At 38.1% G+C, this 26,935-nt stretch carries 13 protein-coding genes, 1 tRNA gene and 1 pseudogene; 6 read left to right on the top strand and 9 right to left on the bottom strand.

Annotated elements, in window-relative coordinates; genetic code table 11:
- Positions 1 to 67: 67 nt before the first annotated feature.
- From H1X92_RS06165 to H1X92_RS06140, 6 genes and pseudogenes are all read right to left on the bottom strand, one after another.
- Positions 68 to 2,329, bottom strand: a complete 2,262-nt coding sequence (locus H1X92_RS06165) for an amino acid adenylation domain-containing protein (RefSeq protein WP_180559324.1) — start codon at positions 2,327 to 2,329, stop codon at positions 68 to 70.
- Positions 2,326 to 3,378 (bottom strand): thioesterase domain-containing protein, encoded by a 1,053-nt coding sequence (locus H1X92_RS06160; protein WP_180559323.1) that lies wholly within the window; start codon positions 3,376 to 3,378, stop codon positions 2,326 to 2,328. Before H1X92_RS06160 ends, H1X92_RS06165 begins: the two co-directional genes overlap by 4 nt.
- A gap of 20 nt (positions 3,379 to 3,398) precedes the next feature.
- Positions 3,399 to 6,173, bottom strand: a complete 2,775-nt coding sequence (locus H1X92_RS06155; protein WP_180559322.1) for an amino acid adenylation domain-containing protein — start codon at positions 6,171 to 6,173, stop codon at positions 3,399 to 3,401.
- Positions 6,174 to 7,325: 1,152 nt separating this feature from the next.
- On the bottom strand, positions 7,326 to 11,966 hold the full coding sequence (locus H1X92_RS06150; RefSeq protein WP_180559321.1) for a pentapeptide repeat-containing protein: 4,641 nt from the start codon (positions 11,964 to 11,966) through the stop codon (positions 7,326 to 7,328).
- 259 nt (positions 11,967 to 12,225) lie between these two features.
- Positions 12,226 to 12,740, bottom strand: a pseudogene (locus tag H1X92_RS06145) (IS6 family transposase); the annotation flags it as partial.
- 192 nt (positions 12,741 to 12,932) lie between these two features.
- A tRNA-Sec gene (locus H1X92_RS06140) sits at positions 12,933 to 13,027 on the bottom strand.
- 196 nt (positions 13,028 to 13,223) lie between these two features.
- On the opposite strand from H1X92_RS06140, the gene prlC reads away from it, so the two are divergent.
- The 5 genes from prlC (at position 13,224) to H1X92_RS06115 (ending at position 22,156) form a co-directional block, all read left to right on the top strand.
- Positions 13,224 to 15,266 carry an oligopeptidase A gene (gene prlC, locus H1X92_RS06135; protein ID WP_180559320.1) on the top strand — a complete coding sequence of 681 codons (2,043 nt, stop codon included), beginning with the start codon at positions 13,224 to 13,226 and terminating at the stop codon, positions 15,264 to 15,266.
- Between the two features lie 6 nt (positions 15,267 to 15,272).
- The gene (rsmJ, locus tag H1X92_RS06130) at positions 15,273 to 16,034 is read left to right on the top strand and encodes a 16S rRNA (guanine(1516)-N(2))-methyltransferase RsmJ (RefSeq protein ID WP_259371263.1); all 762 of its coding nucleotides are present in this window, start codon (positions 15,273 to 15,275) and stop codon (positions 16,032 to 16,034) included.
- Between the two features lie 230 nt (positions 16,035 to 16,264).
- A complete protein-coding gene (locus H1X92_RS06125) occupies positions 16,265 to 18,925 on the top strand; it encodes a hypothetical protein (protein ID WP_180559318.1) in 2,661 nt (886 codons plus the stop codon).
- Between the two features lie 142 nt (positions 18,926 to 19,067).
- Entirely contained in the window at positions 19,068 to 20,768 is a 1,701-nt protein-coding gene (locus tag H1X92_RS06120; protein WP_180559317.1) for a type I secretion system permease/ATPase, read from the top strand.
- 50 nt (positions 20,769 to 20,818) lie between these two features.
- On the top strand, positions 20,819 to 22,156 hold the full coding sequence (locus tag H1X92_RS06115) for an HlyD family type I secretion periplasmic adaptor subunit (RefSeq protein WP_180559316.1): 1,338 nt from the start codon (positions 20,819 to 20,821) through the stop codon (positions 22,154 to 22,156).
- A gap of 168 nt (positions 22,157 to 22,324) precedes the next feature.
- On the opposite strand, the gene gdhA is transcribed toward H1X92_RS06115, so the two are convergent.
- The gene (gene gdhA, locus H1X92_RS06110; protein ID WP_180559315.1) at positions 22,325 to 23,665 is read right to left on the bottom strand and encodes an NADP-specific glutamate dehydrogenase; all 1,341 of its coding nucleotides are present in this window, start codon (positions 23,663 to 23,665) and stop codon (positions 22,325 to 22,327) included.
- 255 nt (positions 23,666 to 23,920) lie between these two features.
- The gene (gene uspA, locus H1X92_RS06105) at positions 23,921 to 24,352 is read right to left on the bottom strand and encodes a universal stress protein UspA (RefSeq protein ID WP_180559314.1); all 432 of its coding nucleotides are present in this window, start codon (positions 24,350 to 24,352) and stop codon (positions 23,921 to 23,923) included.
- A 409-nt stretch (positions 24,353 to 24,761) separates the two neighbouring features.
- Here uspA and uspB point away from each other — a divergent pair, with 409 nt between their 5' ends.
- Positions 24,762 to 25,088, top strand: a complete 327-nt coding sequence (gene uspB, locus H1X92_RS06100; RefSeq protein ID WP_180559313.1) for a universal stress protein UspB — start codon at positions 24,762 to 24,764, stop codon at positions 25,086 to 25,088.
- A gap of 101 nt (positions 25,089 to 25,189) precedes the next feature.
- On the opposite strand, the gene pitA is transcribed toward uspB, so the two are convergent.
- Positions 25,190 to 26,677 (bottom strand): inorganic phosphate transporter PitA, encoded by a 1,488-nt coding sequence (pitA, locus tag H1X92_RS06095; protein WP_180559312.1) that lies wholly within the window; start codon positions 26,675 to 26,677, stop codon positions 25,190 to 25,192.
- Positions 26,678 to 26,935: the final 258 nt, after the last annotated feature.

Here is a 26,935-nt window from a genome sequence, read left to right as displayed (position 1 = left end):
CTTCGGGCTTTTCAAGCCCGACCAAATTCCCCTCCCACCTTATGTCGGTGGGAGTACCCTTTGGAGGTTAAGATGGAAGCAAGCCAGGTTGTTGGTCGTGCTGTAAGGCCGTATAACACTGGCTCAGTTCACGGAGTAAAATATTCATCGACTCACCATCAATCAATGCATGATGCATATTCAGCAACAGCACTTGCCGATCGTTATCTGTGGTGAGTAAACAAGCACGCAGAGCAACCTCTTGACCTAACTGAAAAGGTTGTCTGAACCACGCTTTAGCCCAGTTAGACCAGCATTCATCGCTCACTTGTTGATGCACAAGGGTGAAATCACTGTACGGAACAATCCGTTGCATTAGCTGTTGCGTATTTATGTCAAATTCAAGCAGGGTACGGAAAGCGCCATGGCGTTCTACCAGTATTTGTAGCGCCTGCTCAAGGCATTTCTCGTCCATCTGGCCCTGAAATTCAAACTGAAAAGGCGTTGCATAAGCATATAGACTGGGATCACGCTGCTGTAAAAACCACATACGCAATTGTTTGCTAGAGGCCTCATGACTAATATCGTTATCAAGCATAATAGTTGCTTGTTTAACTACAGGCTGCAGCCTGGTTAATACCGCACTGACCGGCGTGGTATAGAGTAATTCAGCGGCAGTGACTAGCGCCTGACCTGTTGGAACTTGCCAGGCCGATAACATTCTTATAGCTGTCAGCGAATCACCACCGTTATCCATTAAAGAAAGTTGCAAGTTGAAATTATCGTGGCGCAATAGACTACGCAGTGCCGCCTCAGCGTCATGCTCACTAACCGGTTGTATCTTTTTTGACAGATTTTGCACAGTTAAGGATTGAAATAAGGCCTGGCGATCAATCTTGCCATTTTGTGTCAAGGGCAGAGCAGGTAATCTATGTACTTCATGGGGAAGCATCCAACCGGGAACGCGTGATTTAAGAAAATCTATCAGTTGATCAGCACTTCCACTGACAAACGCCACTAACTCAATGGAAACCTCATTTTCACGCGTCAACACGACTGCCGCCTCAACGTCCGGTGCCGAGAGAATATGCTGTTCCAGCTCATTAAGATCAACGCGAAAGCCGCGAACTTTGACCTGACTATCAATGCGTGCCAACCACTCCAGTTGACCCTGATTGTTCCAGCGTACCTTGTCACCGGTGCGATAACAACAAACGGGTGTGGAAGTAAAATGGCAGTCGACAAACTTCTGACAAGTGGTTTGCTCATCTGCGTAATAGCCCAAAGCCAAGCCTGGCCCAGAAAGATAAAGCTCACCACTTTCGTCCTCGCTAACCAGTTCCCCTTCCGGTGTCAAAACCCAACACTGCGTTTGTCCGATCCCTTGCCCGATCGGCAGTCGGTCACCAATGAAATTCTGCGGAACTGGCCAAGCAGTAGCAAAAGTACTGCATTCTGTAGGTCCATAAACCTGGATCAGTTGGGGTGGATTTGGCATAAACCGACGATAAAACTGGCGAACAGCTTTCGGTCTCAGCGCCTCTCCTCCCACTAATAAGTAACTTATCGAAGCGAGCAAAGGGGCTGAGCCCGATATCAATGAGTGGAATAATGCCGTGGTGATAAATAGCACATTCACCGTAGCAGCAGGCTTGAGGTCATTATCGTTTCCCCGATAACAAAGCATATCTGGCGTGAGCATGACTGTATATGCCCCATTGGTTAACGCTGCCCAAAAATCAAAACTGAAAGCATCAAAAGCGGGCGTCGAAACTGAGCCTACCCCCTGACCCGGTAGGATAGTGACATAATCTGGCTGCCAGGCCATATGAATGATCCCTTGGTGACTAACAGCCACTGCTTTCGGCTTTCCAGTGGTACCAGAGGTATAAAACAGGCAGGCACAAGCCTGTGGTGTTGAATGGTACCCTTGAAATTTACTTATAGGACTAGCTTCAGGCAACTGACTATAATGAACACAGCGGGTGGTTTGCGGTACAGCACAATTTACAACAGATGCCGTCAGAACCAGCGCCGGCGCTACATCCTCTAATAGTTGTTCTAAGCGAGCTTGAGGTGCATTGGGTTCAACGCAGAGATAACTTGCCCCCAGCTTTATTACAGCCATTATGGCTATCGCCATATCGGCACCTTTTTCCAAATGCAGGACAATAATATCGCCAGGTTTTTCAACCAAAACAGCCAGTTTGGCGGCCAACGTAGCGCTTTTCTCATCCAGTTCACGATAGCTCAAACACTGCTGTGCATCGACCCAAGCATTGGCTTCAGGTGTTGCTTGCCGCCAATGGTGAAAAGCAGCCAGTAAATTCTGCGGTTTTTCGATGTTCATAGGCAGACATCCTCAACCATCTCTTGACAATGTTCGGCCATTATATCTTCCACCATCGCCGCCACTTTTTGTACGTGGGGTGGATCCATTAACGACCAGTGATTACCTGAAGTGGGCAATGCAACTAACTGAGGAATAACCTGACGCCAGGATGCGGCAGCACGTTCAATATCAAAGGTGTACTCTTTGTCACGTACCTGAATCAACCAGGCACGGCCAGAAAAATGAGGAACCTCAGTTATACCGGTAAGTAACAGACGGTGGTGATTGTATAAGCGGTGATAACGATCAATATCCTCTTCACGAATATCTGGAAATATGCCATCAAAACGACATAGTTTCTGTTTAAACTCATCCAATCGCATTTGGGGGATGCAGCGCACCATCTCGGGATAAGGGTAGCCGGTATCGAACATAATAATTTTGCTATGGTGAAAGCCTCGTTGCTGAAGCTTACGCGCCATTAATAGCGCCATCAGCCCCCCTAATGACCAACCGCATAGTATATGCGGTTGACTGATTAGATGTTCAATTTGACTGAGGTAATGGTCTGCCATCGCATCAAAACTGGGTAAAAATGACTCTCCCTCTTTTAAACCTTGCGCCTGAATACCATGTATACCCAGATCACGATTAAGTGCATTAGCCAGCTTAAGATAACAATAAGCAGTACCGCCACCTGGATGGATACAGATAAGGTGGCGCTTGCCGTCACGAAAGGTCATTAAATTTTCTGCGCGCATATTTTGTGGCTGACTACCTCTAGCGCGTGTCCGTAGTAAAACCGCTAGTTGCTCAATAGTTGGATAACGAATTAATTCAGTTAGAGAAAGCAGTTGGCCAATCTCTTTTTCAACCAGATTTACCAGCCTTAATGCATCCAGCGATGCACCACCAAGTTCAAAAAAATGGCTATGGATATCAATTGTCACATTCAGAAAAAGCTGCGAAAAAAGCGTATACAGTTTCATCTCAATATCATTGCGAGGTGCAATAAATTTGTCGTTGCGCGGCCTTTCAATTACCCGCATCGCCTCTAAGGCACGCAAATCAAATTTACCGTTCACCGTCAGTGGAATTTTTCAATTTGCTGCAGATAACGCGGAACCATATATTCCGGCAATTTGTTAGCTAGCTCTTTACGCACTTGGTTGCTATCCAACGGAGCATTACTGATATAAAAGCCATGTAGTTGCCGATGGCCAGCTTCTCCCGGCGCAATCACCACACCGAGAATAACACCAGGTACGTCTTCCAGTACCAGACGCACCTCTTTTAATTCAACACGGTAGCCCCTGATTTTGACCTGATCATCGCGTCGTCCAACAAAAATCAATCCCTCTTCGCTCCAGTAACCGTAATCGCCGCTGCGATAAGCGCTAACTTTTTCTTCCTTAGTGCCCGGTAGGGTTATTTCAACAAATGCATTTTTATCTAAATCTGGCCGCTGATGGTAACCAAGCGCTAATCCTTGCCCAACAAAATAGAGTTCACCAATCGCACCATAAGGAACATGTTGCTGTTGCGAGTCAAGAATATAGACCTGCATATTATTGGAAACCCAGCCAAGCGGAACAGGGCCGTTGATTTCGCCATATGCAGCATAAGCAAAACTGTAAACACAAGTTTCCGCTGGACCATAGATATTAAACAAATTTTTGACCCCGGCCTGCTGGGCAGCACGCACCGCTGTAGGGTTAACAACATCACCACCGAAAATCAACGTATCAACGGTTGATAAAAGCGCGGCCTTACCAGATTGCATGTAGCTATCAAATAGTCCCGTCGTTAAGAAAATATTGTCTGGTTGATAATTAACAATCAGCTGCTGCATTCTTTGTGGATCAGTAATGGCTTTTCGTTCTGGAGTGATAACCGTCGCACCATGGATCCAAGCTGACCATAACTGCAGCGTTGCACAATCAAAAGTTTCATTAGCGGAATAGAGAACACGCTGCGAAACTGGCAGATGTAGCGGCTGATATAAGGTACTCATTACTGACCGGTGGGATAATGCCACGCCTTTGGGCGTGCCTGTGGTACCTGAGGTAAAAATTAAGTGACTTAGATCTTCGACCGAACCTTTGGGTCTCTGGTTCAAGGGAGATATGGCGTCAAGCAGCGACGCCTGCGCTTCTTCTAGCAAGAGGGAAATTTCCAATTGTGGTAATGCCAGAGCAAACATTTGTGGTTGATCAACTAACAATAAATCGGGCTGTACTACGCCCTTCATCACCGCTTTACGCTCCTCCGGCGCACTATGATCAATACAGTAATAAATCATGCCTGCATACTGCACCGCCAGAATAGCAATCACCAACTGCGCCAGAGGTTCAATATGCAACATCACAATCATTTGACGCGGATCATTAAACATGGTGTTTAAATGGGTCGCGATATGGGTAGCAAGATGATGGAGCTGGCCATAACTCCACTCTTGACCGGTTACATCATCGATAAGCGCAGTATGATCCGGCTGTTCTAACACATGAGTATAAAATTGTTGTGCCAACGTATGGGCAGGCCAGGCTACGGCAGTAACATTACGTTGATGTATATTGGCTATCATGCTCGGCGTAAGCAGTTGCAAATCGCTGATACGCTGGTCAGAATTTACCAACACCGTATTTAACGCTGATTGATATTGCGCCATAAAAGCATTAAATAGCCCATCCCGATTAATACTTGGCGCAATATTTAAACGTAAATGAATTTCACCATTTTCTGCCTGACAATACATTAGTTGTAGGTCATTACTGCTTTCGATAAATTCATAATTTTCACAAACAGTGACGCCATCACTGAAACGATAGCTATGGTTTAATGCTATCGTTTCAGCAAACATCAGATTGAACCGCTCTAGTGAATAATCTTTTTTCTGTTTACGCAACGCCCCAATAATATTTGCCAAAGGGATGTGCTTTACCTCTTTCCAGCGTTTACGTTGCAAACTAATTTGTTCAAAAAGATTAGACCAGCTCAAATCTGCGGTAAAATGGTGATTTAAAATGACCGTGTTGACCCAACATCCGCCTTCTTCCCGGTGAGAGAGTGGGCGCATACTCACTGGCGAGAGCATGACAATATCATTTTGGCTCGATAAACGATGAAGTAAACCAACAAATATTGCCTGCAAAATAATATGCCGAGTTACATTGTGCTGGTCGGCTAAAACCTGAATACCCTTCCCAATATACTCAGATAAAGATAACGTTTTACTTTTTACCTTTTCATTTTGTTTCGCATTGCGGGGTAGCATTAATTGACACTGTTGACCGATTAAATCTCGTGCACGCTGTTCCGCCAACACCAACTCTGATTGAGTTAAACTATTTTCTGGCTGCTGACTGGTGAAATAACCTGCTGGAGATGGCCATTTAGGTAATGGTTGAGATTCTACTAATAATTGATAAAAACGCTGGACATTACTCATAAGCTGACGAAATGAAGTGCCATCAATGATTAGATGATGAATAACAAGATTTAACACATGTTCCATCTGCTGATCGTTTTCACCCAGATAGCATAAGCACCATTTAAATAGTGGCGTCACGCCAGGCACCAATCGCTGCTGGTAAAGCGTATTAAGATTATCTTGTCCAGACTGCTGCGGTGAATGATGCTGTGAAAAATCATAATACTCACCTTGTGTCGACACCTCTACCTGGCGTTTGATTAATTCGTTTTGCCATAAAAACGTGCACTGAAAGCTTGGTTGCTTTAGTGCGTGGGACACAGCCAACATAAACATTTCACGATTAAGTTTACCGGTTAATTTTATTGAAAAAAAGGGTATTGGAAATTTCAGCGTTATCAGATGATTTATCGGACAAATAAAACGCATTTTCCCACTTAGTCGCAACCCATTGTGTCATGGTCTTTATTTTCCTTATATTTTGTGAGAAAGGGTAACTCCGCTGCATTGCTAGATTTTTGTTGATAGTAGACAGCCGGTGGTTATTACATTTGCTTAACCGCAAAAACACTTATCAATCTAATGCATGCTCAATCAAATAAAGTGCATTGCGTCATAGGTTCTGTAATGGTTAGCCCAAATTATCCAGTTTGTTTAAACGGTCGCTTTAGAGTTCACACTCTATTTTGGCTAACAAATGTTCCATTAGACTGTTATTTCAGCAATTACCACATCAACTTACATTTTGTGTTATCCGCTTACACCAGAACATTTTTTTATACTTACTGCTGATATAGTGGCGCTCTCACCTACTGATCGACCGCGTAAGATCTAAACAATCCATAGCATGTTCACTGTCAACATCATGCTGAATGAGCGCGGCATCACCCAGCACACGGCTAATTAATCTAGAAAAGTGACGCTACAACACCAAACTAAGCCATCGTTTGGTGACCACGAACTACCTCTCGAGACGATTTGGTATTTCAATATTTATTTGTATTTGCTCAGTCAACCGGCGATATCAAGCACCTTCAAACCTCACTTATGCGGGGAAGTATTAAATGTGGACGGCTTTTTTAGGTTGTAGCGTTACAACCTCTGAGAATTGAGAATTTTCACTTTCACTACCAATTTGAAACACGATTAGTAACCCAGAACAAAATGGCAGTTATCGTTAGTATTTTTAAAAATTCATATACATATCATTAACCTAGCGCAAATAACGGTTTTAATACGTTATCTTCTTTATTTGTTTATTTTTGTGCATAGTTTCACATTTCCCAATGTATTTGGCGTTTTATAAACATCCAAAACTGGTCACCAGGTTAAATTGTTAATGGAATAACTATTTTGAATTGTTATTAGTTAATGCATGGTTATTGCGTTATTGCATTTAGATAATGAATTGTTATTCGCTTAGTTTTATTGATTTTCCTAAAAATAAAATCGTGGTTAATCTCAGCAATAATTTGATTGAAAATAGTGGTTTGTTTAGTGAATATTTAAGTTTTGCTAGTCTAGAAACAGTTGACATCCTCCACGCCCTAAAGGACGTGGAGGATGTCAACTTATTATCAATTATTTATGTTTTATGCTAACAATTACAGGTTGGGTTTGTATACGTTGCAAATACTTATCTAAAATAGCTTGTGCTTCTAAATCAGTAGCATAGTTTTCTCCTGATTTTGTGACGTCTTGAAATTCTGTGAAATCTTCAAATCCTGGGAAGTTGCTCATTTTGGGGTTAAGTGCTGTATCAAATAGCCATAGTTTATTATCATTGTCTCGTGCTAGCGTAATCACGTGGGAATTATCAATAAAAAACATTTGACTTTCCCCAGGCGGCATACTATCTATTTTAGCGCGAATAGCGTTAATATCGAAAAGATGTTCTCGCGCTATATCCCCTAATTCAGCAGCTAAATATCCATGCGTAACCCTAGGTTTATCAGGAATGCTTTTCAAATAAATATCTACGTTAACCTCTGTACCATTGTTTACTAATCTATTTATTAAGTCTGATGCTAGCATGCCACTCTCTCTTCCATGCTTGGCATTATTTATAACCTCATGGAAAAAGGTATTTGCTAACTCTCTCCCTCCGCCATTTAAATAGGTGAAAATCCCTGCTGATGTAAGCCCACAGGGTCCTTTTGCATTTAATTCCTTAGCTGGTCTCAGGATTGAGGTTAGAATCCAATCAAGATCGTCACGAGATAAAGATTGCTCAAGAGGTGACGGTTTATTCGCATAAAAAGCGGATCCTGTCGTAGATATAGTACTAGATAGCGCTTTTTGTTCTATAAAAACTTTTTTTCCCTGACTTTCAGAGAGTGGTTGAGCAACTAAAAATTGCTTTTGTACTTCAACCGGCGCCAATTGCAGATTATTTTCAGTATCGCGATAATATTTTTCACCAAAAAGGGCACCTCTTTTCGGATCTATCTGCATCCAGATGTCATTACCCTGTTGTTGGCCAATTTTAGTTACTTTTATATTGGTTTTAAAAACAGGATGGAAAGCCGTTTCAGCTGCTGAAAAAAATTGTGATGCATGATTTTCTAAATTCGCTACTAGCTTATTAACAAATAGAGAAATATCCTGATTGATTATAAATGGTTCTTTGCTAAGAATGTCTAATAATGGAAATGTGACATTGGTAAGATTGAGGCTAGGTTTGTCAAGAGAACGGATTAATTGTAGCGCCAGTTTGTTTTTTAATTCGCTATATTGATTATCAATGCTGTCAATAGTGGTTAACAGACTAATTTTATTATCAAAATGATTAAGTGCCGTGTTTAGGTTATTTTCAGTCCATTTAGGCAGGGCAAGCGTAAAGGAGGTATTGTTTAGTTTAGCACCGGTAAAATTAGCACCCAAAATCCATAATTCTTTCAGTGTCGCGTCACTTAAATCAGCCCCTGACAAGTTCGTATTTATCAGTGTAGCTTCCGTTAAATCAGCCTCCAACATCGAAGCCCCTGACATATTCGCATTAGTCAAGTTAGCTTTTTTCAGTTTAGCTTTAGTTAAATTAGCATTTCTTAATTCAGAGCCAGTTAATTTGTTTTTAGTGAGTATCGCTGCTGTCATATCCGCAGCAGTCAAATTAGCGCCAGTTAGATTCGCTTGCGTCAGATCAGCATAAATCAGTAATGCATTATTTAAATTAGCGCTATATAAATCAGCGTTATTTAATTTAGTGAAAATCATCCGCGCATCTGCCAGCTTGCTATTCATGAGTTTAGCTTCTGTCAAATCAACACCGTCTAGGATCGCTTTTGTCAGATCAGCAGACCCTAAATCAACCTTCCTCAGAATAGCCTCATTCAATTTAGCGTCACGTAGGTTAGCGCTCATCATTGACGCTTTGGTTAAATTTGAATGCATGAGACTGCTTTGTGACAAATTAGCAACATCCAATTTAGCTTTTTTCAGCTTAATTTGATATAGCTTACTATTACGTAAATTAATGCCAGTTAGGTCAGCGGATGAGAGGTCTATTTTTACATTAAACATATTAAAATAATTGCTAAAGTTTATATTACTCAAATCCGCATTGGTTAAATTGATAACAGTGTTAGCTTCCCGATTACCAATTAATTCTTTTAGCTTATAGAGTCGCTCAGCATTTGTTGCCGATCCGGTTACCCGCTTCGTTTCGGCAGTCCATCTTTGAGCCGCTTTGTTCGCTCCTTTCCCCCCCATTCCTTGGGTTTTTAGTTGATACAACCGCTCACGGATTGATACCGGTGCTAATTCCAGCTCCCCCGTTGAATTAAGCCGATATTTTCGACCAAAAAGGGTATTGTTTTCCAAATTGACTTGTACCCAAATGTCTTTACCTTGCTGCTGGCCGATATTTACGATCTGAACTTCTTTTCCCAATTCAGGATGATAAGCGGTCTCCATCTTAAACGATTTAACTGACTCAGCAGCCAAATCTTGTGTCTTTTTTTCCAACGCCTTGATTAATGGGTTTAATCCTTTAATTTCATGTTGTAGTTGCCGCGCCGCATTTTTTAACGCATTAACTCCTCTTATGCCGCCCGAGGTGAGTAATTCAAAACCCGGATCCGCACTACGTAAAAAAGTGATCCCTAAGTTAATATAAGTTTTAGCCGGCAAACGATTAGCTATATGAGGAATACCAAACTTAACAAACTGTTTTCCACCTTCACGTAATGCTTGTCTGATTGTAGCCTGTGCTAATCCGGTTCGTAGCCCTTTTATTGCCGCTTCTCCCATTGCGATGCTAAACCGGCTACCAACTTGAGCACCTTTGCCGATAAATGGTAAAAAACTTAAGAGATCAAGTGAGCCCGCCAGAACCGCCTTCCCTTTGTTCCCCTTTTGTGCCTCAGTGATCATGGTATAGAAGGGAATAAGACTTAAGAAAAAAGCCTCGACTTTTTGCCGGGTGGTTTCCTGATAACCTTCCTCTTGCAGTTGTGCAGCTAATTTTTCACCATGCCGCTTAGCCAACTTTTCAAACAGAATATCGGCTTTATCATTTGCTGTTTTTAAAGGCATGATAGGATGGGTTTTTAATTTATAATCATCATTATAGGCTCGACCATCATGACCAAATAGGCCAAGAATTGACTGTTTATCTTCATCCACACGATATAATCTATAACGCCCTCCATCCTGCTCCAGGGTTAATGCGTACATACGTTGTTCGCCATTAAACTTACACTGTAGCAAATCAATTGATTCAGGCACCCGGGTTATTAATCCACCCGCAGCCATTCCTCGCCTTGCTCCTCGCATAGGGATGCTTCGATAACTACCAATAGCATTAAATTCGGCCTTCACCAGTTTAATGTCAGCCCGTTCAATAAAGACTTGCTCATCTTGTTTGATTGAATTAAAAGCCAGGGGTAGCATAATCCTGTCTGTCTGTTCGGTAAATTTAGCAATTTGTTGGTTCTGCTCGGCAAAAACTTCATCTATGTTAGGTAATAAAAACGTTTCTCCCTGTTCATTTTCAATAGTAACCTCTCTATTTTGATCCAAATAGACATTTAACCAACTGCTAGGGATATTATGCGCTGTTAATTTTTGACTAGCTAGTTCGGGCCGGGACTTCCAATTTTGTGATAAGTTAATCAATTTAATGAAGGGATTGTTTTGTTCAGATTGGATTAAATAATCAAAATAATTGGCATAAACGTCGGTCATTTCCAACGTTGGGGTGGTGGTCTGTTCGCTATTTAATCGCTCATGGATTAGAGCCGGTATTTTAAAGTATCGATTATATTCAGCTGGCAAAATCTTCTCCTGCAAAAGTGCGGCCAGCAGCATACCGTTATTGTTAATCTCTTCCAGACTCATGCCCTTAATGTCAGCACCACTCTCCTGTAATAGTGTCAGCCCAGCATGCAAATAGCCCCATTCTGGTTGATTTATCATCACCCCGGATAGTTTTTCCCCATCCTTATGCTTCTCAACCTGTGGCATAAAAGTTGGCATGATACGGTTAACGACGTGCTGTTGAAAATAAGCGCAGGTTTCAGGCGACAATTTGCCAGACTCACTCTGACTATTGAGTTGATTGAATAACCGACCTTGCAAACTGGAATGGTGGAATAGTGAATCCCCCTGTGATTTTATGTCACTGACTTGTTCTAGTATCCATGCCTCACATGACATACCTAATACTGCATATTGTAACCAATTAGCAATAACCGCTTGCTGGCGGGCAGAAGAAATTTTTTCCCCTGGATTAGCACCATATTCACCTAATGGTTTTAATAGTAACCTAACGAGCTTGGCTATCTTCTCTTCATCATCTTTAAAGCGGGTCAAATAATCAGTGACATGATTTACCAACTCACGGACTAAAATAATGTCGCAAGGTTGACTAGTGATATAGCCTTCTTCGGTTAACAGGCCACATAAGAGTCTAACCTGTTCATCGTTAACATCATGATAAAAATCGTCTGGCGATAATGCTATGACAGTTGGTAATTTATGATGCAATTGATTGATAAGCGCAACACTTGCATGTTTGTATTTGGTGACAGCGTTATGTGCCAATGAAGTTGATGACATTTCTCCATCTTGCGGTATTATGCTGTCTGAATTTATTAAATTATCTGTTGCCTTTTCTTCATTAGCTACATTTTCAGCCGCTCTTTTGTTACGTTGTGAAAAATCTGCAGTAGATGCTAACCAGGCAGATGATGGGACGTTTGAGTTTATTAAAAATGTCATGCTATATTCCATTTTTTGAATTTAATTAAAACAAAATGTTAAAAATTATAATTAAATGTTTAGTTTTTGTCTGCGTGCAATTATTACATAAATGAATAAACAATTTTGCTTTTGTTGCATTAACGTCAGCCGATCAATTAAAGTCGAGCTGTTTTTTTAGGCAACTAACAAATAAAATAGGATAACCTGTGGCAAGTCATCCCTTTCGAATGTTGAAACTAACCCATTTTTAATATAAGTATCAGTTTGATACTGCAAACAAGGTTTGCGCCCGCCCCAGTGACTTAAAAAACAGCATAGAGTGTATACGTCGCTTGTTATTTCGATGGTTCTGTTCTGCCCGCTTGTATAAATACTTACTTTGCCTAACAGTAATATTTTGGTCTTTAGATTTATCTGTGTTGAGAGTAGCTAATGCTGCGGTATTAGCACCACTTTTATCAATGGTCACTACCTCGGATTGGCCGTGATGACGAATGACCTTGTGAAAAAAAACACCGCAGCAGCACTATCCCACTTAACCGTCAGCAGAAAATCGATAGTCATCCGTGACGTAGCAACAGCCCGATCCAAATATCTCCACTGGCCTTTGATGTTGATATAAGCTTCATTGACGCACCACCATCGGTCTAAGGGAGCTTTATACTGACGAAATGCTTTATTTACTATCGGTGTTAATCTGATAACCAGCAATATAGGCGAATAGTCAACGATAATACCGCACTCAGCCATTATTTCTTCGCGATTATGTAGGTTCAGTGAATAGGTGAGATATCAGCGACCATACTACTTAGCAATAATATTGATGGACTAATTCAGGCATTTAAAAGTATTTCAGATCAGAGACATAGGTAAAAAAAAAACAGCATTTTACTTGATAACACTCAACGCAACAGAACCGTTGATATCCGTTGAATTAAAAATAGATATATTAATAAGAGATTAGTAGAATTAGATTGACTCATTTGGTGGAAGACCACAGGAGTCGAACCTGCCAAGGACCGCTGGCGGCCCCATCTGGATTTGAAGTCCAGCCACCCCACCGGGGACGATGATCTTCCATGGAAAAATTGGTAACCATTATAATCCTATTTGCAGAAATTCTAAACCTATGTATTTAAACAATCTCGCAAAAAATTAGATAAAATATCTAGCCTAATATTGAACTCAGCCGTATGTGGCCATATCTTAATCACATCTCTTATATATTTAATTGTACCTAGCAAATAGGATAATTAATCACAGGATGTTTTTATTATGACAAATCCTTTACTAACAAAATCGGTGTTACCCCATTTTTCCACCATCACACCGCAAGATGTGATCCCAGCGGTAAACACTGTATTAGATGGCTATCGACAGACAATTGAGACCATACTTAAAGAAAATAGCACCTTTAGCTGGAACAATTTATGCCAACCATTAGAAGAAGCTAACAACCGACTATCCCGCGCTTGGTCACCCGTTAGTCACCTCCATGCAGTAAAAAATAGTGATGAGTTACGACAAGTTTATGATAACTGTTTACCTATGCTATCAGAATTTAGTACCTGGATGGGGCAACACACCGGCCTTTATCAAGCTTATAAGTCACTAAAAAATAGTGCTGAATTTGATAAACTCAATCAAGCACAACGTAAATCGATTGAAAATACGTTACGTGATTTTGAGTTATCCGGAATTGGTTTACCTGTAGAAAAAAAGAAGCGTTATGGCGAAATTGCTATTCGAATTGCCGAATTAAAAACTAAATTTAGCAATAATGTCCTAGATGCAACAATGGGTTGGACAAAACTGATTAAAAATAGCGACAAGCTTGCTGGTATACCAGAAAGTGCGCTGTTAGCAGCAAAAGCATTAGCTAACTCTAAAGGAGAAGAAGGCTGGTTATTCACGTTGGATATGCCAAGCTATCTGCCGATTATGACTTATGCTGATAATCGTGAGCTACGCCAAGAAATGCATCATGCCTATAACACCCGTGCTTCTGATCAGGGGCCAAATGCTGGCAAATGGGATAATAGCGAGGTTATGGACGAAATTTTAGCCTTACGTTACGAATTAGCTCAATTACTTGGTTTTAATAACTTTGCTGAAAAATCGCTAGCCACTAAAATGGCCGAATCACCCAAACAGGTGCTAGATTTTCTTACCGATCTTGCCCAGCGAGCTTACCACCAAGGTGAAAAAGAGCTTGCTGAATTGTCCCAATTTGCTAAGGATCACTACGGGATTGAAAAACTTGAGCCCTGGGATCTGGGTTATTACAGTGAAAAGCAAAAACAGCATAAATTTTCAATTGATAATGAACAACTACGTGCCTATTTTCCAGAACAACGGGTTATAAACGGTCTGTTCGAGGTGATTAACAGAATTTATGGTTTGACAGCTAAAGAACGTCATGATGTGGAGATATGGCATCCCGATGTGCGTTTCTTCGAATTATATGATGAACGCGGTGATTTATGCGGTAGCTTCTATTTAGATCTCTATGCCCGAGAACATAAACGTGGCGGTGCCTGGATGAATGATTGTGCAGGCAAATTAAAACATGCCGATGGTAGCGAACAAAAACCGGTGGCTTACCTAACCTGTAATTTTAACAAACCCATTGGTGATAAACCGGCGCTGTTTACCCATGATGAAGTTATTACCCTATTCCATGAATTTGGCCATGGTTTACACCATATGTTAACCCAAATTGAAGTAGCGGATGTTGCTGGCATTAATGGTGTACCCTGGGATGCTATCGAACTGCCAAGTCAATTTATGGAAAATTGGTGTTGGGAACCGGAAGCACTTGCTTTTATTTCAGGTCATTATGAAACTGGTGAACCATTACCAAAATCAATGTTAGATAATATGTTAGCAGCCAAAAATTATCAGGCTGCAATGTTTATTCTTCGTCAATTAGAATTTGGCTTATTTGATTTTCGTTTACATACAGAATATTCGCCGCAAAAAAGCGGACAAATTTTATCAACCTTACAATCGGTTAAACAACAAGTTGCAGTAGTACCGTCTCCAGAATGGAGTCGTTTCCCGCATGCATTTAGCCATATTTTTGCTGGTGGTTATGCGGCCGGTTACTATAGTTATTTATGGGCCGACGTTTTAGCCGCCGATGCATTCTCACGATTCAGCGAAGAAGGTATTTTTAATCGCAGTACTGGATTAGCATTTCTTGATAATATTTTAAGTCGTGGTGGTTCAGAGGAACCCATGGTACTTTTTGAACGTTTCCGTGGACGAAAACCAAAGCTAGATGCAATGTTACAGAGTTATGGTATTAATGAATAAATGGCAATTGATATCCAATTAATTTGTGAACCCGGCGCTTCTCAAAGCGCCTTATCGTCTATTGCAGATAAATGGCAACTTAAACACTCACCGACTGCATTAATGGCATTAGTACTCACACCAGCGCATTTACAGCTAAAAAAATTAGACGAACCTAAATTAGGCGGCATTTATGTAGATTTTGTTTCAGGTGCAATGAGACACCGGCGTAAATTTGGTGGTGGACGAAATGAAGCTATCGCAAAAGCGGTTGGCATTAAAAAATCTTACTTACCCACTATTGTTGATGCGACTGCCGGACTTGGTAGAGATGCTTTTGTCCTTGCTGGCCTAGGCTGTCAAGTACGGCTGTATGAACGTCATGCGGTTGTTGCGGCACTGCTTGATGACGGATTAGAGCGGGGTTATGCTGATGCTGAAATAGGAAGCTGGTTAAGACAAAGAATGACATTGCTACATGCTTCAAGTATTAATGCATTAGCAACGCTATCACCCGCCCCAGATGTGGTTTATCTCGATCCTATGTATCCCCATCGACCCAAAAGTGCCTTAGTAAAAAAAGAAATGCGCGTTTTTCAATCTCTTGTTGGTAATGATGAAGATGCCGATAGCCTTTTAATGCCGGCAATGACGATAGCTAAACGCCGTGTGGTTGTTAAACGACCCAATTATGCATCCCCCCTCGCAGCAATCTCGCCACAAACGACGATCAAAACTAAAAATCATCGTTTTGATATTTATGCATGTTCAACTGATTCATCCTGTTAAATATTAACAAAAATAATTAACAACCTGGCATGTTAATAAATAGTGAAACTTACTATTTATTAACTATTTCATAAAAATATTCACCACACACAGCTTTAAAAACACATTTTTTTAAAAATAACATCAATATTATAAACATTAAAATAAACTTGCAATAACACAAAAATAAATGTAGCTTAACAAATGTTATTGTTTAAATGGATATTTGTTAATATAATTGGAGATAATTTGTGGATTATAAAATAAAACAACCGAACAAATTTGATTATTATTTCGACACCAACAATTCAAAACAAGAAATAACTATAGCAGAAAATATAAAGGTTATTCTTTATTATAAAAATCTCACCCTCAAAAAACAAAATAAAATAATCAAAGAACTTGAACAAACTGTAGATAATTTTAAAATATTAGCTAATTTAGAAAATATTAATCCAAGCGAACAGCCTCTTGAAATATATATTTTCGATAATAAAGAAGATTACCAATATTATGGTAAAGAAAAAGGTTTAGGCACTGAAGGCGGAATGTTCTATAAAGAAAACCTAAATAATCCTCCAACTATCTATATATATCAACAAGGCAACATTCTTAATCTCAAACATGAATTCACCCACTATTTAACTAATATTAATATACCTAATGCTGGTAGTTTGCCTAATGTATTAACAGAAGGTATCGCTGATTATATTGAGCATTTATCTGATAAAAAATTTAATTCTCAATCAAATAGCATTGATCTGACTGAATATGAAATAAAAACAAAAAATATAAATCAGCTTTTAGAATTAAAATATTCAGATAACTTTCATGATAATGACATGGTTTATAAAGCAGGGCATGCTATTATCATGTATTTAAATGATAAGAACCCTGAATTATTAAATAAAATTTTACACAATGAAAATCCAGAACAATATTTAAAACTGATTAAAAAAGAAAATAATAAATTTAAAGATTGGCTTACTGAAAATAATACTGATAATGCCATGCAAAAAATAAATGCCTTAGAAGTAACTAAAGGTAAATTTATTGCTAGCAAAAAAGAAATAATAGATGGCGAAATTAAAGATGTAAATTATTACACCGCTAATATAAAAAATTTAACAACTAAAGAATTGGTTGGAGAATTTGCTACTGTAGAATATATGGGTTTTGGTAATTACATTCGTTGCTCTTCAGCCGCAAAGAATATCCATATCGATATCAATTTAGACAGTGATTATCGCCATTTAAAATTAATTAAAAAAAATAACAATGAATTTAAATTAATATTTACCAATAAAGACGGTACTAAAAATTTTACTGAAAGTAGTGAATATCAATATCAACGCCAAATTGTAAAATCAAAATACGCTAAACAAAACTCTAATGAACCAATTACTGATGAAAAAATAGATGAAATAATCGCTGAATTAATACAAATTAATGCCAATACACTCACCAATACGGACTTAACCAATCGACCTTTAGATACCATTTTCAGCGTTAAAAAACTAGGTAATGGTATGGCTAGTGCATTATCTTTATATAATGAAGAGGAAAAAGTTAGCGAATTACTTTGTGAAAGCGGTGTATTTAAACAAATTGAAGGCCAAGAAAATAATGAAATGTTTATTTTTCATAATGGCCTACAACGATTTCATGTTAATTATGATAACAAAGCTTACCTAGCGATTGAAAATGAAGATGGACAATATAAAGCCGCATTTATCGATGGTAGAGCAGTTAATAACGATCCCTATTTTGATTTTTCGCATTTACACAAAAACGAATTACTAAGTCCAAATATTACTCATATTAATCAAGAAAAGCTTCCAGTTTTACAACTTAAAAATACTAAAATATACAATCATAAGGATTCTACATTTGCTCAATATTCAGCCTTTCAAAAAGAACATGGTCACACCATCAAGAAAGGTGAATTATTAGATAATAAAGGCAGTGCGAGTACAGAAGATGATGTACATAAAGCAGAACTCCATAAAGAAAATAAGGCATTTTATGATTTCAAAACTATCGGATTTTATATTAATGAAGAATTAAGAGACCAAAACAATAACCTTATTGATGGAAGTGATTTATTTATTCATGATCATGGTAAAAACATTCGCTATCAATTACCAAAGGAAATAACTTATCTTAAGCTAATAAAAAAAGATAACGCTTATAAATTAGCTGTATGTGACCAAGAGGGTACTGAATATACTGACATACCCGATGAATATAGACTTATCGATCCCATTTTTGCCCACCAATACGAAAAAAAAGATCATTCAAATAAGCATCTTAATATTGGATTAATAGATTTTAAACAATATACAGAAGGTACTCTGTTTAAACTTAAATATGATCCAAATGATTATCAAATTCCAAGAGATAAAAATAATGAAATAGTAAGAATTTCTGATAATGATAAATATTTCACTAAAGTAAAAATATTCCATAATGACACTGAAATTGGCATGTTATCGAATGATCATCATAATTTTCAAGGGGATATTTTCTTTTCTATTGATTATAACTATAGTTACAATGATTTTCTCGCTTCTTATTCTCCGCAAGTTGATACTATTGAAGAAACAATACTTTTCGAACAAGGTAGTGGTGATATTGGCGATACAAATCGGGGATACACTGACTATAAAAAAATTAATTTTGGGAAAAATAAAAATCTAGACTATGAAAGCACCACTGAAATTCTTTATAATGAACAACCTTCCAGTTATTACCCTTCCTATCAACTATTAGCCAACAATCAATCTAATGAAAATGTGTCTTATCATAGACAACATTCGAATATAGGCTATGCTGGTTATCAGGATGAGATTAATGAGTGTACGGACAATGATAATGGAATGATTAATTCTGAAGAGATTATGTATATATAGGAATAGATAATATAACCTAATAAAAATAACGTCGATTAATAATTTTAAATCCATTGGAAAATGCAAAGCATTTTCCAATATTTTAATTATTTAAATAATAGGTATTAGGATTGGATCTTATAAAAATAAAAATGGGAATAATATGATAGACAATTCAAAAACTAAAAATACCAACATATTAATTAATGAAATAAAAACATATAAAAAAGCGTTTTATAGTATTGGTATATTTACCGCTATCATCAATATAATGATGCTCGCCCCCTCTATTTATATGTTACAAGTTTATGATCGTGTCTTAGCGTCAAATAATAAAATGACGTTATTAATGTTGACACTTCTTGTTATTTGTATTTATTCATTTATTGGCATACTCGAATGGGTGCGTAATCTAATTGTTATACGTATTAGCACTGGTCTAGACTTATCAGTTAATCAATCGGTATTCAATGCAGCTTACGAGCAAAGCTTAAAATATAGTGATTCACAGGCCAGCCAAGCGTTAAGTGATCTAACAACATTACGCCAATTCGTAACAGGTAATGCTTTATTTGCTTTATTTGATGCTCCCTGGTTTCTCTTTTTTCTCTGTGTGGTATTTTTACTTCATCCCTGGTTAGGATATCTAGCCTTAGGTGGTGCAACCTTTATTTCTCTGCTCGCTTGGCTGAATCAACGTTATACTCATAAACCACTGGCGCAAGCCAATCTGATGGCACGCAAAGCCATTAATCAAGCCTCTAACCACTTGCGTAACACAGATGTGATCGAGGCAATGGGCATGTTAGGTAATATTCGGCGTTGCTGGTTAACCTACCATCACGCTTTTTTATCCCATCAAAATTTAGCCAGCGAAAGGACTTCAGCCAGCAGCGCCTGGTCAAAAACGGCACGTTTAATGCTCCAATCCCTGGTATTAGGCATGGCCGCCTGGTTAGTCACTAACAATGAATTGACCGCTGGTATGATGATCGCTAGTTCTATTCTGGTGGGACGTGTACTCAGTCCCATCGATCAACTTATTGCAGTTAGCAAACAATATAATAATGCCAAACAGGCTTATCAACGCTTAGATCAGTTATTCAAACAGCACCCCCCCCGTAAACAAGTGATGACCTTACCAACTCCAACTGGCAAATTAAGCGTTGAAAATGTTCTTTATCGCCCTGATCCTGAATATCCACCGTTGTTATTTGATATCCAATTTTCACTCTCTGCTGGTCAAACATTAGCTATTATTGGTGCATCTGGTGCAGGAAAATCAACATTAGCGCGGATACTTGTTGGAGCGCTTCCACCTACCTTAGGGTACATTCGGCTAGATGGAGCAAATATTCACCAAATGGATAGAGAAATTTTAGGGCCTCACATTGGTTACTTACCGCAAGATATACAATTATTTGATGGAACAATAGCAGAAAACATTGCTCGTTTTGGTGAAATTGACGTAGATAAAGTGATTACTGCCGCCAAAATTGCCCGAGTGCATGACTTAATTCTAGCTTTACCCAATGGATACGATACACGATTAGGTGAGTATGGCCGTGGCTTATCTGGCGGACAAAAACAGCGATTAGCTTTGGCTCGTGCTATCTATGGCCTTCCTCGTTTAATTATTCTTGATGAACCTAACTCTAATCTTGATAGCGAAGGAGATAAAGCCCTGTGCCTTGCGATTGAAGAACTTAAAAAACAACATTGCACCCTTATTATAATTACCCATCGCCCTTTTCTGATCAGATATGTAGAGCATGTGCTAATTTTACAGGCCGGAATGTCACCACGTTTTGGAACACCACAAACATTATTAAATGAACATAAAACGTCACAACTAACAACGTGATTTTCAATATTTAAGCCGATAAAAAATAATAGCAATTAATGGAAAAAAATATGTCAGCACAAGGTAAATATCACAAATCATCTCCTATCTTAACAGACAACTTAATCAGTAATGAAAAACGAGCTGTATACTTAGGTTGGTTATTAGTGACTATTGGGTTTGGTGGCTTTTTATTATGGTCAGCACTCGCTCCTTTAGATAAAGGAGTTCCTGTATCAGGTAATGTGATTGTGGCAGGCAATCATAAAACTATTCAACATCAATATGGCGGGATCATCGAACAGCTATCTGTCAATAATGGTGAAAAAGTACAAGCAGGACAAATTCTTTTAACACTCAATACCGTTGAAGTGCATTCGGAATATAGTATAAAACTAAAACAATACCACGAATTACTAGTTAGAGAAGCCCGTTTATTGGCAGAACAGCAGGGCAAAAAACGGTTGATTATCTCACCCGCTTTGCAACATGAAATGAAAGAGCATGATGTAAGCGAGCTTCTTCAATTAAATCAACAATTGCTGGAAAACCAATATCAAGTTTTACAATTAGAATTGGCCAGTATTAAAGAAAAAATAACCGGATTAGACGCTATTCTATATGCCCAACAACAAAAAGCAAAAAGCCAAAAAACGCAGCTTACAATGTTATTGCAACAATTAGAAGGATTAAGGGAATTAGAAAAAAATGGTTATATTGCTCGCAATACATTACTTGAAACTGAAAATAAATATACTGAAGTTGATGGTAATTTAGCGCAAACACTTGGTGATATTAGCCGTATACAACATCAAATATTAGAGCAAAAACTGCTTAGCGAAAAACTGCAACAAGAATATCAAAAAGACGTTCATGCTCAACTAGCTGACACACAAACTAAGATTAATCATACTAACAGCGAACTGGTTAAAGCTAAGTTCATACTGGCTAATGCTCAAATACGTGCCCCCGTTGCTGGCACTATAATTGGTATGTCAGTTTTTACTGAGGGCGGCGTGATCGTTGCCGGACAAAAAATGATGGAGATTGTTCCCGATGATCAACCACTGTTAGTTGATGCACGGGTTCCAGTACAATTAATTGATCAAGTAAAATTGGGTTTACCGGTAGAGTTACAATTTACTGCATTTAATCAAAGCACGACGCCGAAAGTGGAAGGCAATGTAACGATGATTTCTGCTGATAGGCTGCTTAATGAACAAACTGGCGAGCCCTATTATTTATTACAGGTTCAAGTAAATGATAAAAATCGTCAACGCCTAAATCAGTTAACCATCAAACCAGGAATGCCAGTAGAGGTCTTTATTCGTACCGGTGAACGATCGCTACTAAATTACTTATTTAAACCTTTATTTGATCGCCTACATATGAGTTTAAATGAAGATTAATAGCGCTAAATGTCAGGTGATAGATAAATAATAATCGACAAATTTTTGCTAAAAACATCGCCTGAAAAGGATAGTTGCAGGCGATGTCCAATAAACAAAATAAAATTCAAAATCTTACGGTATTGAACTATATAATTAATTTTAATTTGCTCAATAACTATTAATTTGTTACAGGATTCCCTGTGCTAACATCGCATCGGCGACTTTTACAAAACCAGCAATATTTGCGCCTTTAACATAATTAGTCTGCTTATCTTCTCCACCATACTTCACACAATGCTGATGAATATCTAACATAATATGTTTCAAACGCGTATTCACTTTTTCTGCGGTCCAACTCAAATGAGCCGCATTTTGTGCCATTTCTAAACCGGATGTTGCTACCCCCCCTGCATTGGCGGCTTTTCCCGGCCCAAACAGCACACCCGCCTCAAGAAATGCATCCGTAGCTTCAATTGTCGTCGGCATATTTGCACCTTCAGCGACCGCGTTGACACCATTTTTAATTAAAATTTTTGCATCATCTATATCAAGTTCATTCTGAGTGGCGCAAGGTAAAGCAATATCTACTGGCACCGACCAGGGGTTCTTTCCTTTAAGATAAGTCAAACCAAACTCTTTTGCATATGCTTCAACACGACCATACTGATTTTTAATCTCTTCCAATCGTTTAAGTTTTTCTGGTGTAAAGCCCGCTTCATCAACAACGGTGCCATTTGAATCAGAAGCAGTAACCACCTTAGCACCTAATGACATACATTTTTCAATAGCATACTGAGCAACATTGCCCGCTCCAGAAACAGATACGCGTTTCCCCTCAAACGATAAACCAAGATGTTTTAACATCGCATCAGTAAAATAAACCAAACCATAACCGGTAGCTTCAGGTCGAATTAAGCTGCCACCAAAAGACATGCCTTTACCTGTAAAAACACAGGAAGTGTTGTTTGACAGCTTTTTCATCATACCTGTCATAAAACCGACTTCTCGCCCGCCCACGCCAATATCTCCAGCAGGAACATCGGTATAAGGACCTAAATGTCGATAAAGCTCTGTTATCAATGCCTGACAAAAACGCATAACTTCTGCATGGCTTTTTCCTTTAGGATCAAAATCTGAGCCCCCTTTACCTCCGCCCATAGGTAAAGTGGTTAACGCGTTTTTAAAAGTTTGTTCAAAGCCGAGAAATTTTAAAATTGATAAATTAACTGAAGGATGAAAACGCATTCCACCTTTAAAAGGACCGATTGCCGAATTAAATTGTACCCGCCAGGCTCGATTAACTTGAACATTTCCCTGATCATCAACCCAACAAACACGAAACTGAATCACCCTCTCTGGCTCGACTATTCTTTGCAGTAATCCCTGCTCACAATATTGAGGATTATTGTGTAAAAATGGCGCCAAAGAAGTAAAAACTTCACGCACGGCTTGTAAGAACTCAGGTTGATCAGCATAACGTGACTGGATTGGTGTTAGGAATGTTTCTAAAGATAAGCAACCTTTCATACAAAATTCCTTAGATTAAAAATAAATTATTATATTTTCATACTTATTAACGTTTTTTTGCAGAATGACCTGCTATATGTGAATTTACTTATTGAATATATCACTAATTTATCTCTATTTTTAATGAGATTTTTTATGTCTTAATCACATTTTTCGGCAAAATATAAATAATTTAAATTAAAGCGGAATTGACAAAAAAACACTTGAATAATCAAGTGTTTTTATTGAAAAAAACTAATTTATTAACAAATATTATCAATCACTATCTTTTAACGGCACAATTAACATATCAACATGAACAGTATTTATTAGTTGGCGAGCCGAGGACATCAACTTACTCCAGAAATCTTGATGATGACCACAAACCACTAAATCGACTTTATATTCTTTTATTGCATCAACCAAAACCTGCCCGAGATCACCTCGACCACTCAATTCTTTTTCAATCTTATAATCTGCCTCTTTTGCTAGTTTAGTCAATGCTTGGTGAGTTTCCTTGGTAATACGTTGCTCCATATCACCAAGATTTACATCAATCAATCCGGTATAAAGATCAGAATAATTTACATCAACATGAATTAAAGAAACTTTTGCATCATAAGGTTTTGCCATGGAAACAGCTTTATCAACTAAAATTTTACTTTCCGGGGATAAATCAACGGTAACAAGAATATGTTTGTAAGCCATATTTAGCTCCTTTCAAACGTCGCTCTTAAAAAAGAATACTGTTTTTATGATAAATATTTAGCGGTCAAACCTGATACTTAAATATCATCTTGAACTTAGTTTAATAAAAATTTTACCCATTAAATTATAAAAAATAGATTCCTTACTAATAATTAGCATAGACCAAATCAGCTAGATTTTCCATAATTTAGCATAAAAATCATAGTGTTGAGGATATTAATTATTTGTTAAAAATACATGTCATTAAAATTAAGCAGATAAAAATAATCACAAAGGGTCATTTTGTGAAGTTGTTAGATTATTCTACAATTAAAATAGACCGGCAACTGATAAGCAAATATTTTCTTTTATGCTTGCTATAAACAATATCAGCGGCTAAATCTGTATTTGTTGAGGTTATTATCTTAATATGCATGTATGGTTTTGGGCATTATGTATACTCTGCATCATAAATATGATGCGGTATTTTTCTTCAATTCGAGTATTACTTTTTATTCTGCGGGAATCTGATCCCTTGCTCTATCAATCTGTTGATGGCAACGGGTTCTTTACAGCCCATGGCCAATGGACTAAGCATATAAAACTAATTCGTTACATTAATACTAAGCAATATATTAATCACCACGATCCTGAAGTTATTTTACGTTGTGAACGCATTCGTAAGCAATTTATGTTAATTAGTGGATTAAGTATGATTGTTTTAATAAGTTTAATATGGACCATTTGGCAATATTAATCAGCTTAAATAACATTTAGATGATATATTATTTAACCAACAAAAATAGTGATGCTCAAATTAATCATCACTATTTTTTGTTATTTACTTTGTTCACATGTCTATATTAGTTTTAATGATATCCAATAAAACAAACCAGAAAGTATAATAGAAATAGGCAATGTAAAGAACCAAGCCAATAATATATTTTTAATTGTTTTAGCTTGTACACCACCCCCATCAACAACCATTGTGCCTGCTACCGCAGAAGATAGTACTTGTGTTGTTGATACAGGCATACCAGTATAACTTGCAACGCCAATGGAAACTGCAGCAGTAACTTGAGCAGAAACACCTTGTGCATAAGTCATACCTTTTTTACCAATTTTTTCACCGATCGTTATAGCAACACGTTGCCAACCAATTATAGTACCCACAGAAAGAGCTAAAGCAACGGCAATAATAATCCACAGTGGTGCATACTCTACAGTATTAAGTAAATCATTACTCAAGTTACGTAGAAAACGTGCATCGGAAGAAGACGTTTTAGGTAGTTTAGCTACATCTAATGCCGTATCAGATAAACACATTAATAATCGACGCATTTGATTACGTTGCTCGGGCTTTAGCGCTGAATAACTTTGAATGTCGGCCAACATCAGTGATGTCTGTTTTAACACATTAATAGGACGTGAATTATCACAATGGAATTTCTCATCTAAAATTTCCAATTCCGACTCGTGTTGTGACTTATTAACAATATGTTTTACCGCTGACTGATGCTCTTCATAATAATGTTGTAAATGGACTATTGCGTCATGGGTACGAGTTATATTATAACCACTGGCATTCATATTAAGCACAAACCCGGCTGGAGCCACGCCGATTAACACGAGCATAATAAGACCAATACCCTTCTGACCATCATTCGCACCATGGGAAAAACTGACACCAACCGCAGATAGAATCAATGCAGTACGTGTCCAGAAAGGCGGTTTTCTTTTACCATCTTTCTTCTCTCGCTCAGCCGGTGTTAAATGAATGCGACGACGTTTTTTCGTACCACTCCAATAACGGCGTAAAAAGAAAATAAGCAATCCTGCTATAACAAAACCAATAGCTGGAGAAAGAATAAGAGAAAGAAAAATTTCAATGACTTTTGATATATTTAATGCATCCACTATAGAGGAATCGGTCACTAAGGCATTGGTTAAACCAACACCAATAATAGCGCCTATTAATGTATGTGAACTGGAAGCAGGTAATCCCAAATACCAGGTACCCAAATTCCAAATAATGGCCGCCAATAGCATAGAAAAAACCATTGCTAGACCATGAGCAGAACTTACATTTAAGAGAAGATCTGTTGGCAACAGATGCACAATGGCATAAGCAACACTCAAGCCACCTAAAATAACGCCAAAAAAATTAAAAACACCCGCCATAACAACCGCAAATTGAGCTCGCATTGCTCGAGTATAAATAACCGTTGCTACTGCATTTGCGGTATCATGGAAACCATTAATTGCTTCGTAAAATAGCACAAATAATAGCGCTAGTATTAATAACAGACCGGTGTAGAAATCCAAACCAGTAAATAAATGTAGCATAAACCTTAAGCCAATTTGTTGAATATGAACTCAATGCATTATCAGTGACAAACGTTAGCGGTGGAAGCAAAATCTACATCTTTTTTGACTTTAATTGACAAAAAAAACGAATAAAACAAAAATATTCTTTACTTTCATTAAGTTACTAAAGTTAAGAATAAGTAGATTTTTAGCACTTACTGACATTTGTCTACTCAAATTTAGATCGTAATAAATATTTTACCCTATTTAATAAAAAACGCGTTATTTGTATTATTA

Source organism: Arsenophonus endosymbiont of Apis mellifera, assembly GCF_903968575.1.
Lineage (GTDB): Bacteria > Pseudomonadota > Gammaproteobacteria > Enterobacterales > Enterobacteriaceae > Arsenophonus > Arsenophonus apicola.
This window is presented reverse-complemented; position numbering and strand designations above follow the sequence as displayed.

Bases quoted from the DNA above. Each gene is read 5' to 3' on its own strand.
- H1X92_RS06165 (WP_180559324.1), bottom strand. From the start codon at position 2,329: ATGAACATCGAAAAACCGCAGAATTTACTGGCTGCTTTTCACCATTGG.
- H1X92_RS06155 (WP_180559322.1), bottom strand. From the start codon at position 6,173: ATGCGTTTTATTTGTCCGATAAATCATCTGATAACGCTGAAATTTCCA.
- H1X92_RS06150 (WP_180559321.1), bottom strand. From the start codon at position 11,966: ATGACATTTTTAATAAACTCAAACGTCCCATCATCTGCCTGGTTAGCA.
- prlC (WP_180559320.1), top strand. From the start codon at position 13,224: ATGACAAATCCTTTACTAACAAAATCGGTGTTACCCCATTTTTCCACC.
- H1X92_RS06120 (WP_180559317.1), top strand. From the start codon at position 19,068: ATGATAGACAATTCAAAAACTAAAAATACCAACATATTAATTAATGAA.
- H1X92_RS06115 (WP_180559316.1), top strand. From the start codon at position 20,819: ATGTCAGCACAAGGTAAATATCACAAATCATCTCCTATCTTAACAGAC.
- gdhA (WP_180559315.1), bottom strand. From the start codon at position 23,665: ATGAAAGGTTGCTTATCTTTAGAAACATTCCTAACACCAATCCAGTCA.
- uspA (WP_180559314.1), bottom strand. From the start codon at position 24,352: ATGGCTTACAAACATATTCTTGTTACCGTTGATTTATCCCCGGAAAGT.
- uspB (WP_180559313.1), top strand. From the start codon at position 24,762: ATGCATGTATGGTTTTGGGCATTATGTATACTCTGCATCATAAATATG.
- pitA (WP_180559312.1), bottom strand. From the start codon at position 26,677: ATGCTACATTTATTTACTGGTTTGGATTTCTACACCGGTCTGTTATTA.